The organism is Enterovibrio sp. QJM3NY_24 (genome assembly GCF_057786035.1).
The window spans coordinates 2,932,575-2,949,055 of record NZ_CM173519.1; the positions used below are offsets into that span (position 1 = coordinate 2,932,575).

14 protein-coding genes and 1 rRNA gene are annotated in these 16,481 nt (G+C 46.3%); 4 read left to right on the plus strand and 11 right to left on the minus strand.

Going from position 1 to position 16,481, the window contains the following annotated elements; all coding sequences use genetic code 11:
* Positions 1-76 precede the first annotated feature (76 nt).
* From AC3CIC_RS13005 to AC3CIC_RS13025, 5 genes are all read right to left on the minus strand, one after another.
* A 16S ribosomal RNA gene (locus AC3CIC_RS13005) occupies positions 77-1,621 on the minus strand.
* 595 nt (positions 1,622-2,216) lie between these two features.
* On the minus strand, positions 2,217-2,648 hold the full coding sequence (locus tag AC3CIC_RS13010) for a type IV pilus modification PilV family protein (RefSeq protein ID WP_488514815.1): 432 nt from the start codon (positions 2,646-2,648) through the stop codon (positions 2,217-2,219).
* The gene (locus AC3CIC_RS13015) at positions 2,638-3,912 is read right to left on the minus strand and encodes a hypothetical protein (RefSeq protein ID WP_488514816.1); all 1,275 of its coding nucleotides are present in this window, start codon (positions 3,910-3,912) and stop codon (positions 2,638-2,640) included. The genes AC3CIC_RS13010 and AC3CIC_RS13015 overlap by 11 nt, the downstream gene beginning before the upstream one ends.
* Before the next feature lie 2 nt (positions 3,913-3,914).
* Positions 3,915-4,598 (minus strand): prepilin-type N-terminal cleavage/methylation domain-containing protein, encoded by a 684-nt coding sequence (locus AC3CIC_RS13020; RefSeq protein WP_488514817.1) that lies wholly within the window; start codon positions 4,596-4,598, stop codon positions 3,915-3,917.
* Positions 4,595-5,143, minus strand: coding sequence for a pilus assembly FimT family protein (locus AC3CIC_RS13025; RefSeq protein WP_488514818.1), 549 nt, complete (start codon positions 5,141-5,143; stop codon positions 4,595-4,597). The genes AC3CIC_RS13020 and AC3CIC_RS13025 overlap by 4 nt, the downstream gene beginning before the upstream one ends.
* Positions 5,144-5,221: 78 nt before the next feature.
* Between AC3CIC_RS13025 and AC3CIC_RS13030 the strand changes: the two genes are divergently transcribed.
* Positions 5,222-5,665: a type IV pilin protein gene (locus tag AC3CIC_RS13030; protein ID WP_488514819.1), complete on the plus strand. Its 444-nt coding sequence runs from the start codon at positions 5,222-5,224 to the stop codon at positions 5,663-5,665.
* A gap of 37 nt (positions 5,666-5,702) precedes the next feature.
* On the opposite strand, the gene dnaJ is transcribed toward AC3CIC_RS13030, so the two are convergent.
* The 3 genes from dnaJ to grpE form a co-directional block, all read right to left on the minus strand.
* Positions 5,703-6,845 carry a molecular chaperone DnaJ gene (gene dnaJ / locus AC3CIC_RS13035; protein ID WP_016960549.1) on the minus strand — a complete coding sequence of 381 codons (1,143 nt, stop codon included), beginning with the start codon at positions 6,843-6,845 and terminating at the stop codon, positions 5,703-5,705.
* Between the two features lie 119 nt (positions 6,846-6,964).
* The gene (dnaK, locus tag AC3CIC_RS13040) at positions 6,965-8,869 is read right to left on the minus strand and encodes a molecular chaperone DnaK (RefSeq protein ID WP_016960550.1); all 1,905 of its coding nucleotides are present in this window, start codon (positions 8,867-8,869) and stop codon (positions 6,965-6,967) included.
* A 196-nt stretch (positions 8,870-9,065) separates the two neighbouring features.
* Positions 9,066-9,668, minus strand: a complete 603-nt coding sequence (grpE, locus tag AC3CIC_RS13045) for a nucleotide exchange factor GrpE (protein ID WP_488514820.1) — start codon at positions 9,666-9,668, stop codon at positions 9,066-9,068.
* A 307-nt stretch (positions 9,669-9,975) separates the two neighbouring features.
* Between grpE and nadK the strand changes: the two genes are divergently transcribed.
* From nadK to bamE, 3 genes are all read left to right on the plus strand, one after another.
* Positions 9,976-10,857 (plus strand): NAD(+) kinase, encoded by an 882-nt coding sequence (gene nadK, locus AC3CIC_RS13050; protein ID WP_488514821.1) that lies wholly within the window; start codon positions 9,976-9,978, stop codon positions 10,855-10,857.
* A gap of 164 nt (positions 10,858-11,021) precedes the next feature.
* Positions 11,022-12,689, plus strand: coding sequence for a DNA repair protein RecN (gene recN / locus AC3CIC_RS13055; RefSeq protein WP_488514822.1), 1,668 nt, complete (start codon positions 11,022-11,024; stop codon positions 12,687-12,689).
* Positions 12,690-12,814: 125 nt separating this feature from the next.
* On the plus strand, positions 12,815-13,171 hold the full coding sequence (gene bamE, locus AC3CIC_RS13060; protein ID WP_016960554.1) for an outer membrane protein assembly factor BamE: 357 nt from the start codon (positions 12,815-12,817) through the stop codon (positions 13,169-13,171).
* Between the two features lie 94 nt (positions 13,172-13,265).
* On the opposite strand, the gene phoU is transcribed toward bamE, so the two are convergent.
* Genes phoU through pstA form a run of 3 tightly spaced genes read right to left on the minus strand, consistent with a single transcriptional unit; the run spans position 13,266 to position 16,478 of the window.
* The gene (phoU, locus tag AC3CIC_RS13065; protein WP_488514823.1) at positions 13,266-13,973 is read right to left on the minus strand and encodes a phosphate signaling complex protein PhoU; all 708 of its coding nucleotides are present in this window, start codon (positions 13,971-13,973) and stop codon (positions 13,266-13,268) included.
* Positions 13,974-13,987: 14 nt separating this feature from the next.
* Positions 13,988-14,806, minus strand: a complete 819-nt coding sequence (pstB, locus tag AC3CIC_RS13070) for a phosphate ABC transporter ATP-binding protein PstB (RefSeq protein WP_488514824.1) — start codon at positions 14,804-14,806, stop codon at positions 13,988-13,990.
* Positions 14,807-14,831: 25 nt separating this feature from the next.
* Positions 14,832-16,478 (minus strand): phosphate ABC transporter permease PstA, encoded by a 1,647-nt coding sequence (gene pstA, locus AC3CIC_RS13075; RefSeq protein WP_488514825.1) that lies wholly within the window; start codon positions 16,476-16,478, stop codon positions 14,832-14,834.
* Between the last annotated feature and the right edge of the window lie 3 nt (positions 16,479-16,481).

Sequence of the window (16,481 nt, forward strand, 5' to 3'; positions counted from 1 at the left end):
GAGGCTTGGGACCTCAACCACTCTTTACTTTTTCAACCTATACAATTTGTGTGGACACTGGCATTAATAGTATCGTTAAGGAGGTGATCCAGCCCCAGGTTCCCCTAGGGCTACCTTGTTACGACTTCACCCCAGTCATGAACCACACCGTGGTAAACGCCCTCCCGAAGGTTAAGCTATCTACTTCTGGTGCAGCCCACTCCCATGGTGTGACGGGCGGTGTGTACAAGGCCCGGGAACGTATTCACCGTGGCATTCTGATCCACGATTACTAGCGATTCCGACTTCACGGAGTCGAGTTGCAGACTCCGATCCGGACTACGACGTACTTTCTGGGATTCGCTCCACCTCGCGGTCTCGCTGCCCTCTGTATACGCCATTGTAGCACGTGTGTAGCCCTACTCGTAAGGGCCATGATGACTTGACGTCGTCCCCACCTTCCTCCGGTTTATCACCGGCAGTCTCCCTGGAGTTCCCGACATTACTCGCTGGCAAACAAGGATAAGGGTTGCGCTCGTTGCGGGACTTAACCCAACATTTCACAACACGAGCTGACGACAGCCATGCAGCACCTGTCTCACAGTTCCCGAAGGCACTAAGCTATCTCTAGCGAATTCTGTGGATGTCAAGAGTAGGTAAGGTTCTTCGCGTTGCATCGAATTAAACCACATGCTCCACCGCTTGTGCGGGCCCCCGTCAATTCATTTGAGTTTTAATCTTGCGACCGTACTCCCCAGGCGGTCTACTTAACGCGTTAGCTCCGGAAGCCACGGCTCTAGGCCACAACCTCCAAGTAGACATCGTTTACAGCGTGGACTACCAGGGTATCTAATCCTGTTTGCTCCCCACGCTTTCGCATCTGAGCGTCAGTCTTTGTCCAGGGGGCCGCCTTCGCCACCGGTATTCCTTCAGATCTCTACGCATTTCACCGCTACACCTGAAATTCTACCCCCCTCTACAAGACTCTAGCCTGCCAGTTCAAAATGCGGTTCCCAGGTTGAGCCCGGGGCTTTCACATCTTGCTTAACAAACCGCCTGCATGCGCTTTACGCCCAGTAATTCCGATTAACGCTCGCACCCTCCGTATTACCGCGGCTGCTGGCACGGAGTTAGCCGGTGCTTCTTCTGCAGCTAACGTCAAATTAATACGCTATTAACGTACCAACCTTCCTCACTGCTGAAAGTGCTTTACAACCCGAAGGCCTTCTTCACACACGCGGCATGGCTGCATCAGGCTTGCGCCCATTGTGCAATATTCCCCACTGCTGCCTCCCGTAGGAGTCTGGACCGTGTCTCAGTTCCAGTGTGGCTGATCATCCTCTCAAACCAGCTAGGGATCGTCGCCTTGGTGAGCCATTACCTCACCAACTAGCTAATCCCAACTGGGCCCATCCCGACGCGAGAGGTCCGAAGATCCCCCTCTTTGGTCCGTAGACATCATGCGGTATTAGCAGTCGTTTCCAACTGTTATCCCCCACGTCAGGGCAGGTTCCCAGCCATTACTCACCCGTCCGCCGCTCGTCATCTTCAAAAGCAAGCTCTTGAAATGTTACCGCTCGACTTGCATGTGTTAGGCCTGCCGCCAGCGTTCAATCTGAGCCATGATCAAACTCTTCAATTAGAATTTTTCTTGTTATCACTATTTCCGAAGAAACAGGTCTAACGCTCAATGAATACTGAATTACTTTTTTGCCCTAAGGCAAATCTGCATTGACTGTGTTGACAGCGTTACTCCGAAGAGCTCAACCATCTTGGGTCACTCAGTTCATTGATAAATCTTATGTCTATCAAGTACGAGTGCCCACACAGATTGTATAGGTCAAATTGTTAAAGAACGTTGACTGCAGAAGCGACTCCGTGGAGACGTCTTCTCATCGTCAGGGCTGCGAATTCTACGCTGCCGGGCGATGAAGTCAAGAAGAAATTTTGAGATTTTTCAGCGTGCTGCTCACCGCCTCCAAAACGTCTTGTTGACTCACTTCAACCGCGATAAGCACTGGGCTTTTCCGTTGAAGCAGGCGGGCATTCTACTGATTGGGTCGTTAACGTCAAGCGTTTATTTCCGTTCAGTTTTGAAGCCGTTTTCGCCGTACTGATTGGGCTGTTTGTTCCGTGTGGAGCAGGTCGCCGTGTCAGTGAGGTCGCATTATAAGGAGGCTTGAGATCTTGGCAAGGGCTTTCTGTGAAAAACATCACAAAACAGTATTGCTCGCGCATTATTCAAGCAGATTGGTGTATTTAGACACAAAAACAGGGATTGCCAGCGTTTTTCCTTCATTATTTCTGTCCGTCCATGCCACTGCTACTTGGTAGACTTTTCCATATATTTCTTCTCCAGCTGCGGTTTCATGCGTTAAAGATTTGATGCTAGTGACGGTTACAGTAAAAGGACTACCTTCATCTTGCTCATTGATACAATCTTGAATGTTTGCGAACGTCTTTTCTGCACAACTTGATCCAATAGTGTTAACGGTTTGAAGAAGAGCCAATTGAGATTCAGCAATAAGCTTGGCCTCAACGAACATGGCAGCATTGGCCTTTTCAACTTCCATATAGCTATAGAGCTTCAAGGTCCCAATTCCAGACAAAGCCACTACAACTATAGAGACCAGTACTTCAATCAATGAAAATCCGCGATTAGAAGTCATGAATGCTGCCTTTTACTAGAGTCGGCTTACCTGATAAGTAGACATTATCGTCGTCTGGAGCACCTCCGCTGAATGAGCCACGTATTATCGAGTTCCCACCAGGAACATCAACCATGTAACTCCCACTGCTTGTAAAAGAGCCAAAGAAGAAAAATGACAGCGCCTCCCACTTAGATTTTGTCATGTTTTCTAAATTTATTAACTGGGCACACAATACATAGGCTGGCATTCCAAAAGTACATGACAGATTTCCATTGCCATCATCCACTATCCCCCAAGAGTCCAAACGGCTTTCTCCCGTCATAGAGTTATCTGCATATTGGAAAATAGTACCTTTAAATTCAGAAACAGCACTCTGAACTGTAACAATGCCGTTCTGGATAACGATGGTCACTGGCTCTGCCTCTGTCCCGAGATTAGATATGCCATCTAACTGGCAATCTCCTTTAACCCAAATAAAATCATCTTTACCTGAAACTTCAGCATCACTAATAGCCGATTTGATGTTTGCTCCACATGTAGTCATATCAATACCACTCATATCGACCTGCTTGGGCGAATACTTATCAATTACTGTTTGGTACTGTTCTCGCGGCACACCAAACAGATCATCGAACAAGTCCATTGGGTCATCTAAGCTTCCGTTTTGGTTAACTAATATGTCGCTTTCAAAGCTATTTGTTATCACTGGAGTATGGGCTATAACATTTGTACTATATTCATCAGCGCATTCAGGTGTCACTATATTGAATGACGCACCATCACTGCTCCCAACATCAATGGTAACAGAGCCTCCCGCGATGATTGCAGTGCAGGCAAATTTATCGTCAATCGCTTCTCCTATAACAGACTTCCAGGCATGCCCCCCTTCAATTGTAAGATCACCCGAGGTTTTAAAGGCCGCATCTTCTCCTGATCCTGCTTTGATCACCGCAACATAAGAGGCGTAACCAAAGCTAGAGATTAATTCCCAGTGTGTTGGATGTGTCTTCAAGCTCATAGAGCTTTCACGTGACGTTTTACATAAATTAAATTTGTCTACAAAATTTTCAGCAGTTGGATTTAGATTCAACTGTTCAAACACCGCAATCGCACAATCTAATCCGGTCTTTGCGTTTGCTCTCTGTCTCGTATCCTCAACCAAATTCTGAGCTTTCTTTATATCTCCCAACCCAGAACTCGCCACAGATACCGAGAACAAAGCGATCACGATTAAGATGCCACTCACTGCAGCGAGTGTTGCAATTCCATTTTGACTATTCATCACTAACCATCCACGTTGGGAATTGAAACAGAAAACTCAACCGTATCCTTAATGGTCGGATCAGCTTTTAAAGATGCTTCAATCAATACCTGTATAGATTGAAGCTTGTTTGAGCTTCCAATACCTGAAAAACTCGACCTCGTAAAAGAAAGCGCATCAATCACAATTCTTTCGTAAGTCATATCTCGCCAATAGCCACTAAGGCCACCACCAGAGCTATCACTGCTGCAATTCCAGTTTTCTAATCCTTTCCAATTTTCGTAGATTTCGATAACTTCATTTCCGTCAGGATCAGTGCCTAAACGAAATCCTTTTGCATCATCCTTCCCATAGGTTGCTGCGCCCAAGCGTTTATCATGGTTATAAGCGAAGCGAATACAATCTCCCGTTTCTTGGGTGGTACTGTCATCAATCAAGATCGAGGATGAAGTAGTACTGCCATCATTGAGCAAAAAGACATTGTTAGACGTGCAGTCATAGCAGAAACCCGCTCTCGATATTTCGCGCTTCATATTGGCTGCGATCGAATTAAGTTGTGTATGCAAAAAATCGCTCTGAAGTTGCTGACTACCCATACTGGTGTTTACAGAAAAAAGCGCCATTGATGATGCAAGCACAACAAGACTAACCGTCATACCAATCATCATTTCTACCAAGGTATAACCCCGAGAAAGATATACGTTCACGATGGGCAGGACTCCCAATCGGCAATAGCGGTATTACTGCACCCTTTTAGGCCGGAATATTGACGGATCATGACACCTGACTCCTTTCCGGTTTCAGTACCCGACGTCAACTTCACTGTTTTGTTGTTAGAAGGAAGCCCAGTCACAGAGGAGAAATGAAAGAGTTTAGACGGCTCGCTTAACTCAGGTTCCTGAACAGAAAAAGAATCTAAACGATTGAGTACAATTTTTTGTAACCCCTCACTGTCGGAGCAATCAAAATTCGCCACATCTGATTTTTCACTCAAGCCAATACAGCCGTCAGTATTTTCAGAAGTAGGAACATAGTGAACGAAAACATTGCGATGGCGTTTTAGCGATTCTGATTGCCCCATCTCTAGTACCGATAGCAATTGCATCGCTTTGTTTTCAACCAATGCCGTTTTATGTGCTGACATGAAATTGGGGACAGCAACCGCTGTGACCACTGCCAGTACTGACAAGGTTGTTATCATTTCAATTAAACTCAATCCGAGCTGTCGATTCCATTTACCCACAGTGAGCATCCAATTATTCCCACACAACTTGTCTGAATGCTAACACAGAGATAATTTATCCCTCTGGTACGTAAGCAAATATCCTGTATGGCGAAACAAATTATGACACTGAGAACTCGAACGTTTCAAACTGGTATGACGTTGATCGAAATATTGGTAGCCGTGGTCATAATCGGTGCTATCGCTGCAATCTCGATTCCTGCCTTCGGACAATATGTGATTAAGTCAGAAAGAAGCCGAGTACAGACGGATCTGTATCAATTGCAAGTTTGGGTGGAACAACAGTACACAATTGACGGGGCTTATCCTGACGCAATCAATTGCACAAGCTGTCAGTTGTCTGACGAATACTCTTTCAGTATTGAGGTGGGAGGTGCGGGCAATAATACTTACAAGTTAAAGGCCACACCAAAAGCAACGTCTAAACAAAAAAACGATACTGATTGCTACATCATGGTCATCAATGCTGGTTCTGATCAATCGAACCTAAACAAAGATGGTGACGCCTTAAACAATAAATGTTGGATATAAAAAAACCGGCTTTCGCCGGTTTTTCTTTTTCTAAATCTTAGCTTGTCAGGTCATCAAAGAATTTCTTCACGCCATCAAAGAATCCTTCAGATTTAGGTTTGTGCTTTTTAGCTGCACTCCCACCTAGGGTTTCTTCAAACTCGCGTAACAATTCTTTTTGCTTGTTGCTTAGGTTAACTGGGGTTTCAACCACCAGCTTACAGATTAAATCACCTAGACCACCACCGCGCACCGACTGAACACCTTTACCCCGCATGCGGAACATACGACCCGTTTGGGTTTCAGTAGGTACTTTCAGACTAACTCGCCCGTCAAGTGTTGGGACTTCAACTTCACCACCCAATGCTGCCATGGTAAAGCTGACTGGCACTTCACAGTAAAGGTTGTTGCCATCACGCGTGAAGATATGGTGATCGCGAACATGCACCTGAACATACAAGTCGCCTGCTGGCGCACCATATTCTCCTGCTTCACCTTCACCCGTCAGACGGATACGGTCGCCCGTGTCGACACCTGCAGGGATTTTAACGCTAAGAGTTTTGGTTTTTTGAACTCGACCTTGACCATGGCAACTGTCACACGGATCTTTGATGATTTTTCCGCGACCATGACAGGTTGGACAAGTCTGCTGCACAGCAAAGAAACCCTGACGCATTTGTACTTGGCCTTGGCCATGACACGTACCACAGGTTTGTGGTGATGAACCCGGTTTTGCGCCACTGCCACCGCAAGGATCACAGCTAACATAAGTCGGAACATCAATTTCTTTGCTCACGCCGCGAACAGCTTCTTCCAGTGTGAGTTCCATGTTGTAGCGCAAATCGGCACCGCGTTGAGCACGAGCCTGACCGCCACGACGACCACCGCCACCAAAAATATCACCGAACACATCGCCGAAGATATCGCTGAAGTCTGCGTTGCCGCCACCACCGAAACCGCCGCCTCCGCCACCTTGTTCAAAGGCCGCATGACCATATTGGTCGTAAGCCGCTCGCTTTTGCGCATCAGTCAGTATCTCATACGCGAGTTTGACTTCTTTAAACTTATCCGTCGCCGTCTCGTCACCTGGATTTTTATCCGGGTGGTACTTCATCGCCAGACGCTTGTACGCTTTTTTAATGTCGCGTTCACTGGCGTCACGGCTTACGCCAAGTACTTCATAAAAATCACGTTTTGACATGTTTTACTTGTCACCTGTTTTTAGACCAAGCGAACATTAACCCGCTTCGCATCATACAACTACGGGCGGAGGAGATTTCTCCTACGCCCGTGCAAAATAAAACGGCTAATCAGCTAGTCTTATTTTTTGTCGTCTTTGACTTCTTCAAACTCTGCATCAACAACATCGTCGTCTTGCTTAGTTTCTTCACCGGCATCTTGTGACTGAGCTTTTTGCTGTGCCACTTCCATCAGCTTTTGAGATGCTGCAATAAGAGCCTGAACTTTAGCGTCAATGGCTTCTTTATCTTCGCCCTTGCGCGCTTCTTCCAGTTCGCTGATTGCTGCTTCGATTTTCTCTTTCTCATCGGCTGGCAGAGCATCGCCTGCTTCTTCAACTTGCTTGCGAGTACCGTGAACTAGCTGGTCAGCTTGGTTGCGAGCAGTAACAAGTTCTTCGAACTTCTTATCTGTTTCTTTATTCGCTTCCGCTTCCTGAACCATCTTTTCAATTTCGTCGTCGCTCAGACCACCAGATGCCTGAATCGTGATCTTCTGCTCTTTGCCCGAACTCTTGTCTTTCGCAGATACATGCAAAATACCATCAGCATCCAAATCGAACGTTACTTCAATTTGTGGCATACCGCGTGGAGCTGGGTTGATGCCTTCTAGGTTAAATTGGCCCAGAGACTTGTTGTACGTCGACTGCTTACGCTCACCCTGTAGTACGTGGATAGTTACCGCATTTTGGTTGTCGTCAGCTGTTGAGAACACTTGGTTAGCTTTCGTTGGGATCGTCGTGTTCTTCTCAATCAACTTAGTCATCACGCCGCCCATGGTTTCGATACCCAAAGACAGTGGTGTTACGTCAAGTAGAAGAACATCTTTTACTTCGCCCGACAATACGCCGCCCTGTACTGCAGCGCCAACAGCTACTGCTTCATCAGGGTTCACGTCTTTACGTGGCTCTTTACCAAAGAATTCCGTTACTTTAGCTTGAACCATTGGCATACGTGTTTGACCACCCACCAAGATAACGTCATTGATGTCGTTAACAGACAAGTCTGCATCAGCTAGCGCAACTTTCAATGGCTCAAGTGAACGAAGAACAAGATCTTCAACCAGTGACTCAAGTTTCGCGCGAGTCACTTTGATGTTCATGTGCTTAGGACCGTTCGCATCTGCTGTAACGTATGGCAGGTTTACGTCGGTTTGCTGTGCTGAAGACAGTTCAATTTTCGCTTTTTCTGCTGCTTCTTTAACACGCTGCATTGCTAGCGGGTCTTTACGCAGATCGATACCTTGGTCTTTCTTGAACTCGTCAACCAAGTAGTTGATCAGACGGTTATCAAAGTCTTCACCACCTAGGTGAGTGTCACCGTTGGTTGCAAGAACTTCGAAGGTTTTCTCGCCTTCAACTTCATCAATCTCAATGATAGAAATATCGAAAGTACCACCACCAAGGTCGTAAACCGCGATAGTGCGATCGCCGCCTTCTTTATCCAAACCGTATGCCAAAGCAGCTGCGGTTGGTTCATTGATGATACGTTTTACTTCTAGACCTGCAATACGGCCAGCATCTTTAGTTGCTTGACGCTGCGCATCGTTAAAGTACGCAGGTACGGTGATAACAGCACCCGTTACTTCCTCACCTAGGAAGTCTTCTGCTGTTTTCTTCATTTTCTTAAGAACTTCAGCCGATACCTGAGGAGCTGCCATTTTTTGGCCTTTCGCTTCTACCCAAGCATCACCGTTGTCAGCTTTCACAATTTTGAAAGGCATGATTTCGATGTCACGTTGAACTTCTTCATCTTCGAAGCGACGACCAATCAGTCGTTTAATTGCATACAGCGTATTTTCTGGGTTAGTGACAGCCTGACGTTTTGCTGGCTGACCTACCAAAATTTCACCGTCCTGGGTGTACGCGATGATTGATGGCGTTGTGCGATCGCCTTCCGCGTTTTCAATTACGCGTGGCTTGTCACCGTCCAGTACTGCTACACATGAATTGGTGGTACCCAAGTCAATACCAATGATCTTACCCATTTGGTTTTCTCCGAAATTCGTCTTACGTCTATGTTGCGTTACCCCTTATATGGGGGTCGCGATAAAGGGTTCAACCCTGCACAAGAAAAATTTTTAATTTTCTTTAGATGCACAATAAATAGGGGCGGCTTTACCGCTTTCAAGGGGCAAAAAGAAAAAAACCCGCAAAAAGCGGGTTTTTATTTAAAACGGACGATTATGCTTGCTCGTCAACGTTGCCTGATGCGGCTTTCGAGACCATTACCATTGCAGGGCGAACAACTCGACCATTCAGTTCATAGCCCTTTTGCATCACCAACATCACAGTGTTAGGTGCATGCTCTGCACTTTCCTGAATAGACATTGCCTGATGGAATTCTGGGTTGAACGGTTCGCCGTGAGGGTTTAACTCTTTCAGGCCAAACTTCTCGATAGTGCCTTGCATCGTTTTCAGCGTAAGCTCGATGCCTTCCAGCATTGGCTTAATGGCGTCATCGTTTCTATCTGCCAGCTCAACCGCACGCTCCATATTATCAATAACAGGGAGTAGCTCACCCGCAAATCGTTCCAACGCATATTTGCGCGCTTTATCGATTTCTTGCTCAGTACGGCGGCGCATGTTTTCTACGTCAGCACGAGCACGCAATACACTGTCTTGCTGCTCTCCCACTTTGGCTTCACTTTCTTCAAGTGCCGCTTCAAGTTCTGCAATCCGGCTAATCATTGCATCTGCTTCAGCATCTAGAACATTTTCATTTTTTGCTTCAACATTTTCGTTTTGCAATTCGTCTTCCTGGATCTTGTTTTCTTCTTTGTTCATGCTCTCTCCGACACAATACTCTGTGTTGAAACCCACATTGTTAAGCAATGGGGCAACAATCTCGACGGTTTTGCTTATTATGGGGATGTATAGCCGTGTTTCAAGGAGTCATTTACGGCAAAGTTCGACAAGAGTTACCGAATATTTATACCTCTACGATGCGACAGGGCAATATTAGCCTTTATTTGGGTGCACTTTTGCTTCGTTTATATCCGTCATCTAAGCCGATGGTAAAGCTCGCTAACGCATACATGTCGAATGAATTTGGGTATATAATCAAGCCACTAGACAACGCAGGATCTATAAGATGTCAAAGCGTTTTGAAACAATTGCTTTGGTTGGCAAGCCGCGAAACCCCGAAGCCGTTACAACACATGAAAATCTTTACTACTGGCTAACGAAGCAAGGTTATCGCACGCTCGTCGATAATAGGCTCGACAGTTACATCGATATTCCTGCCGAAGATTTTCACGATTTGCTTTCAATGGGTGCTAAAGCTGACCTTGCGATAGTTATTGGTGGCGATGGCAATATGCTAGGCGCTGCGCGTGTGCTTTCACGTTTCGATATTTCAGTGATTGGCGTCAACCGCGGCAATTTAGGCTTTCTTACCGATCTTGATCCTGACGCATACGAGGAGCCTCTATCGGCAGTACTTTCAGGTGATTTTGTTGAAGACCCGCGCTTTTTACTGGAAGCCGAAGTGCACCGCCACGGCCAAATAAAAAGCCACAACGCCGCATTGAATGAAGCCGTATTGCACCCTGGTCAAGTGGCTCACATGATTGAGTTTGAAGTGTATATTGATGATAACTTCGCCTTTTCACAGCGCTCAGATGGTCTCATCATTTCAACCCCGACAGGTTCAACAGCATATAGCCTTTCTGGCGGCGGCCCAATTTTGTCGCCGAGCCTTGATGCAATCTCACTCGTCCCTATGTTTCCCCACACACTTTCAAGTCGTCCACTTGTGGTTGATGCTAAGCGCCACATCAAACTCGTTGTTTCACCAGACAATGGGAGCACTTTAGAAGTGAGTTGTGACAGCCAAGTCTCACTCCCCGTCAATCCTGGTGATGAAGTACATATTTATCGCAGCCCATCGTTTCTCAAACTGATTCATCCAAAAAACTACAGCTACTACAAAACGTTGCGAACAAAACTCGGATGGTCAAATAAACTTTTTTAGTCATCACTCGATGAATAAGCATCCAAAGAGCAGGTCAATCCTGCTCTTTTTTGTTAGCCCTATCACAAAATAACCCTAAGAGGCCGCCATAACGACTTTACTGTATACAAACACAGTATATACTGTATGTACAAACAGGTGATGATAGATACAGGTATTCACACATGCTGGCGCACATTACGATTCAAAACTTTGCCATAGTTAAAGCGTTAGAACTCGATTTCCATCAAGGAATGACCACGATCACTGGCGAAACAGGCGCAGGTAAATCCATTGCCATTGATGCGCTGGGCCTTTGCCTTGGGGACCGCGCAGACGCATCCATGGTTCGCCCTGGTGAAGATAAAGCAGAAATCGTAACACTCTTCCATTTGCAGAATAATCCAGCGGCACGTCGCTGGATCGAAGATAATGAGCTTGCAGACGGTGAAGAGTGCATCTTGCGCCGAGTGATCACCAAAGAAGGTCGCTCTCGCGCCTTCATTAACGGAAGCCCTGTTCCCGCTTCACAACAAAAGTCACTGGGCCAACACCTCATTAACATCCATGGTCAACATGCTCATCAGCTTTTGATGCGTAATGATTTCCAGCTCACCTTGCTTGACCAATATGCAGGTCACCAGCATCTTCTCGTCACCATGCGTCAACGCTATCAAGATTGGCGTGCCGCGCGTAACGAACTTAAACAACTAGAAAAAAACAAAGAAGCTTTTGAAGCACAAAAGCAGCTTTTAGAGTATCAAGTTAACGAGCTCAACGAGTTAGCGCTAGGTGAAACCGAATACCCCCAACTTGAAGACGAGCACAAACGCCTATCCAACTGCGGTGACATTGCTATTTGTAGTCAAAGCGTTATCCAAGCGCTGAGTGAAGATGATGACAATAACGCTCTTCACCTATTGCAATTTGCCCAGCAAAAACTGGCTGAATTAACCGCGATGGATAGCCAATTTAAGCCGCTAATGCAGATGTTGGATGAGGCCTGTATTCAGGTACAAGAGACCAGTCACGAGATCATCAGCTACATGGATCGACTAGATATGGATCCAGCCCGTTTGAGCTACCTTGACGATCGAATGGCAAGCATCATGCGCTTGTCTCGCAAACATCAAGTGCTTCCTGCTGAACTCTATCAGGCACATCAATCGCTCGTTGCCGAGTTAGACTCACTCAATGACAGTGATAACCAGATTGAAAAGCTAACTGCAGACGTAGACGTGAAACATCAAGCCTGTCTTACTGCTGCAGAAAAGCTCAGTAAGAGCCGTAAACGTTACGCCAAAGAACTTGATAAGCTGATTTCATCCAGCATGCATGAACTCAGCATGCAACATGGCAAATTCCATATTGATATCAACAGTCAGCCTGACAGTAACCTGTCACCAATGGGTGTCGATAGCATCGAATTTTTGGTCTCCACAAACCCTGGCCAGCCAATGCAAGCGCTGGGCAAGGTAGCATCAGGTGGCGAACTATCTCGTATCTCTCTCGCCATACAAGTCATTACGGCTCAGAAAGTCGATACACCAAGTTTGATTTTCGATGAAGTCGATGTGGGTATCAGCGGGCCAACTGCAGCCATTGTTGGAAAGCTGCTGCGCCGACTTGGCGAATCAACGCAAGTCATGTGTGTGACGCACTTACCCCAGGTCGCAGGTTGCGGACACCAACAAATGTTTGTCACCAAAACCAGTGAGAAAGGAACAACGACCACCAGCATGATTCCGCTTGATGTCACCGCGCGAGTGCAAGAACTGGCTCGCCTGCTAGGAGGAAGCGAAATCACAGAACACACGTTGGCGAATGCCAAAGAGTTGTTGGTGGCGGCATAGCGGCAATCAGAAAAGAAACTTTTTCGAAATAGCACGGTCGAACACCAAGTTGAGACAAGAGTTTTTTACTTCTCTCACTTGCTTGTTTATCATCGTCCCCTATTTTAGAAATGAAGTAAGAAGTCATGCATTGGAAACACGTCGTTGCGGTATCTCTTGTCCTCGCCAGCCTGACAGGTTGTTCTTGGGTTAATAAGCTGGTTTACCGTATAGATATCAATCAGGGAAACTACATCGACCAAAGTGCAGTTGAAGAACTCAAATTTGGCATGACCAAAGAACAAGTCAAATTCTTACTTGGTCCACCAATGTTGGTCGAAGCTGGCTATCCAAATACTTGGTATTTCGTTCAATGGCTTAAACCTGGTCATTCAGAACCTGAACAAAAAGAGCTAATCCTCTCTTTTGATAACAGCGGTCAGTTGATTGGCATGAAAGGAGACTTTCAGGCTGGTACAAGTTTCTTTGAAGTGATTCGATAACGCTGTTACTAAAAAACCCGCATCAGCGGGTTTTTTTATGTCGATGCCATTATGCTTTCCGATAAGCACTCGCTTTTCAGCGATTAGCTTCTGTCTACTTGAGCATTTTCTCTAACTGTTCTTTGTTGGTATGACGTATGTCTTTACCCTTAACAAAGTAAATAATGTACTCGCAAATATTCTGGCAGCGATCCCCAACACGCTCGATAGCACGAGCAGACCACATGACCTTCAACACATTCGGTATTGAGCGAGGGTCTTCCATCATGTAAGTCATAAGCTGACGAATAATCGCCTCATACTCTTTGTCTAGATGATCATCACTGTGATAAACCTTCATCGCTGCATCCACATCCATGCGCGCAAAAGCATCAAGTACATCATGTAGCATACGAGCCGCTTTATGACCCAGATTTTCTAGCGAAACCAAAAACGGTTGCTGATGGTTTGAAAAGTTATCCAACGCCATCTTAGCAATACTGTCTGCAACATCTCCAATACGTTCAAGATCGGTAATGGTTTTGATGATCGCAATCACCAAGCGCAGATCACCTGCGGTTGGCTGACGTTTAGCAATGATCCGTGTACAAGCTTCATCGATCGCCACTTCCATCGAATTCACTTTGTGATCTTCTCGAATAACTTGTTTAGCGAGATCTACATCCTGAAAGTGTATAGCACGCAACGCGTCTGTTAGCTGACGCTCAACCAGCCCGCCCATTGCTAGAACGTGCGTCCGAATGGACTCCAACTCAGCATTAAACTGACCCGAAATATGGCGACTGAAATTGTGATTATCCATCTAATCAGGATCCTTTAGCCGTAGCGACCAGTGATGTAGTCTTCAGTTTGCTTATTCTTAGGCGTCGTGAAGAGTGTGTCGGTATCCGCGTATTCTACCAGTTTACCTAGATTGATAAATGCCGTTTGATCTGAGACACGCGCCGCCTGTTGCATATTATGTGTAACAATCACCACCGTATACTTTCGCTTAAGATCGTTAATCAGCTCTTCGATGGTCAGCGTCGAGATAGGGTCTAGTGCCGACGTCGGTTCATCCAACAGCAACACTTCGGGCTCAATCGCAATCGCACGCGCAATAACAAGGCGTTGCTGCTGCCCTCCCGACAAACCAAATGCGTTGTCATGAAGCCTATCTTTCACCTCATCCCAAAGCGCAGCAGCGCGAAGAGAGCGCTCTGCTGCATCATCCAGATTTCTCGCATTTTTAACGCCTTGCAATCGCAACCCATAAATCACATTTTCATAGATAGACTTTGGAAATGGGTTTGGCCGTTGAAACACCATTCCCACTCTTCGGCGTAGCGCTGGCACATCAACGGCTTCGTCGTAGACATTGGTACCATGCAATAAAATTTCACCATCAACCCGACAGCCGTCAACCAGATCATTCATTCGATTGATACAGCGAAGAAGCGTTGATTTCCCGCAGCCTGAAGGTCCAATAAATGCAGTGACCTTACCTTTGGGAATACGCATATTAATATCAAACAATGCCTGGGAATTGCCGTAATACAAATTAAGATTTCGGATAGCCAGCGTCGTCTGTTCATCAGAAAGTGACGATAGATCAATCGGTCCGGGTAACCCTATGTTGGCATTGATGGATATCATTTCGTTGCTCGTTCCTTTCGGGATCCTACAGTTCTTGTTCTAACGCGCGGTACTTTTCGCGCAGATGATTACGAATGGTGATAGCGGCTAAATTCAAACTCACTATCACAGTAACCAAAAGCAATGAGGTTGCATACACCAATGGGCGCGCCGCTTCGATATTGGGGCTTTGGAAGCCAACATCGTAGACGTGATAACCCAGATGCATAAACTTTCTATCCAAATGCAAGAACGGAAAATTACCGTCTAACGGTAGACTTGGTGCAACTTTGACAACGCCCACCAGCATAAGGGGCGCAACCTCACCGGCAGCGCGGGCAATCGCGAGAATGAGGCCAGTCATAATAGCAGGGCTTGCCATAGGCAAAACAATGCGCCACAAGGTTTCAGCTTGTGTGGCACCCAAAGCCATAGAGCCGTGGCGCACTGACACTGGGATACGCGTTAGCCCTTCTTCTGTGGACACAATCACTACGGGTAGCGTCAGGATAGCCAGAGTCAGCGATGACCAAAGTAGCCCAGGCGTTCCGAATGTTGGATTGGGCAAAGTATCTGAATAAAACAAATCATCGATGTTTCCACCAACGAAATAGACGAAAAAGCCAAGACCAAACACACCGTATACAATCGACGGCACACCCGCCAAGTTCACAACAGCGATACGAACAATACGTGTAAACGTATTCTTACCCGCATATTCATGAAGATAGACTGCAGCCATCACCCCTAATGGCGTCACCATGATAGACATAAGTAGCACCATCAAAACGGTACCGAAAATGGCAGGGAATACACCACCTTCTGAATTAGCTTCTCTTGGATCCTCGGTGACAAAACGGACAATTTGGTGCGCCCAGTGAAGCAGCTTTTCATGCCAACTCATTGCATTGGGATACCACATTGCCAGCACATTATTGAGTGGGACTTTAATGGATAAACCACTCCGCTCTTTCACGATGAGATAATCAAGACTGAGCCCTGTGCGCATCGTAATCAAAGTGGCTTCAAGCGTTTGATAGCGCCCAGTGAGTGTGTCAATTTCATCGAGAACAAAGTCGGGAACTGCTTGGTCTGCTTTTTGGTAAGCTTGAGCTTCCAACTTCAAAGCAATTAGCTGACGATTCGCTTTCTCTATATCGCCTTGCTCCAGCTTGCTTATGGCGTCTCGTTGTTGTTCAGCAACGTCAATCTTACCTTCGAAAAATGCAGCAGTAACACTATGGTCAATAATCTTTCCATTGTGCATATAGCCCGTTGGTAATCCGAAGAAAGCCCCATGCTCAGTTCGCTCTATCACGGCAATATCAGGGCGGGCCTTCTGCGAGAGAATATTTTGTTCAAGCACCGAAACGAAGTCATGATCCTCTCGCTCACGGTTGGCTATTTTGATCAAAAAGCGGTTCTGCTCAGTATCAAAATGCGGTTTTAATTCAATACCCGCCTCTTTAAGTTGGTTGGCAGGCACGGATTCAACACCGTAAATTTCGCCAAACAATGTTTCAGTGCCTTGTTGTGTTTCTACTTGAAATTCATAGATAGGTGCAGGCCAGAAATAGGCAAGTCCTTTCCAACCAATCAACAGCATCACACCAAGCACTGCAACCAGACATAAGCTGACCATACCTGCAGTCATCCACACCCACGGGGAGCTTCTGTTTAATCGCTTAAACATGCT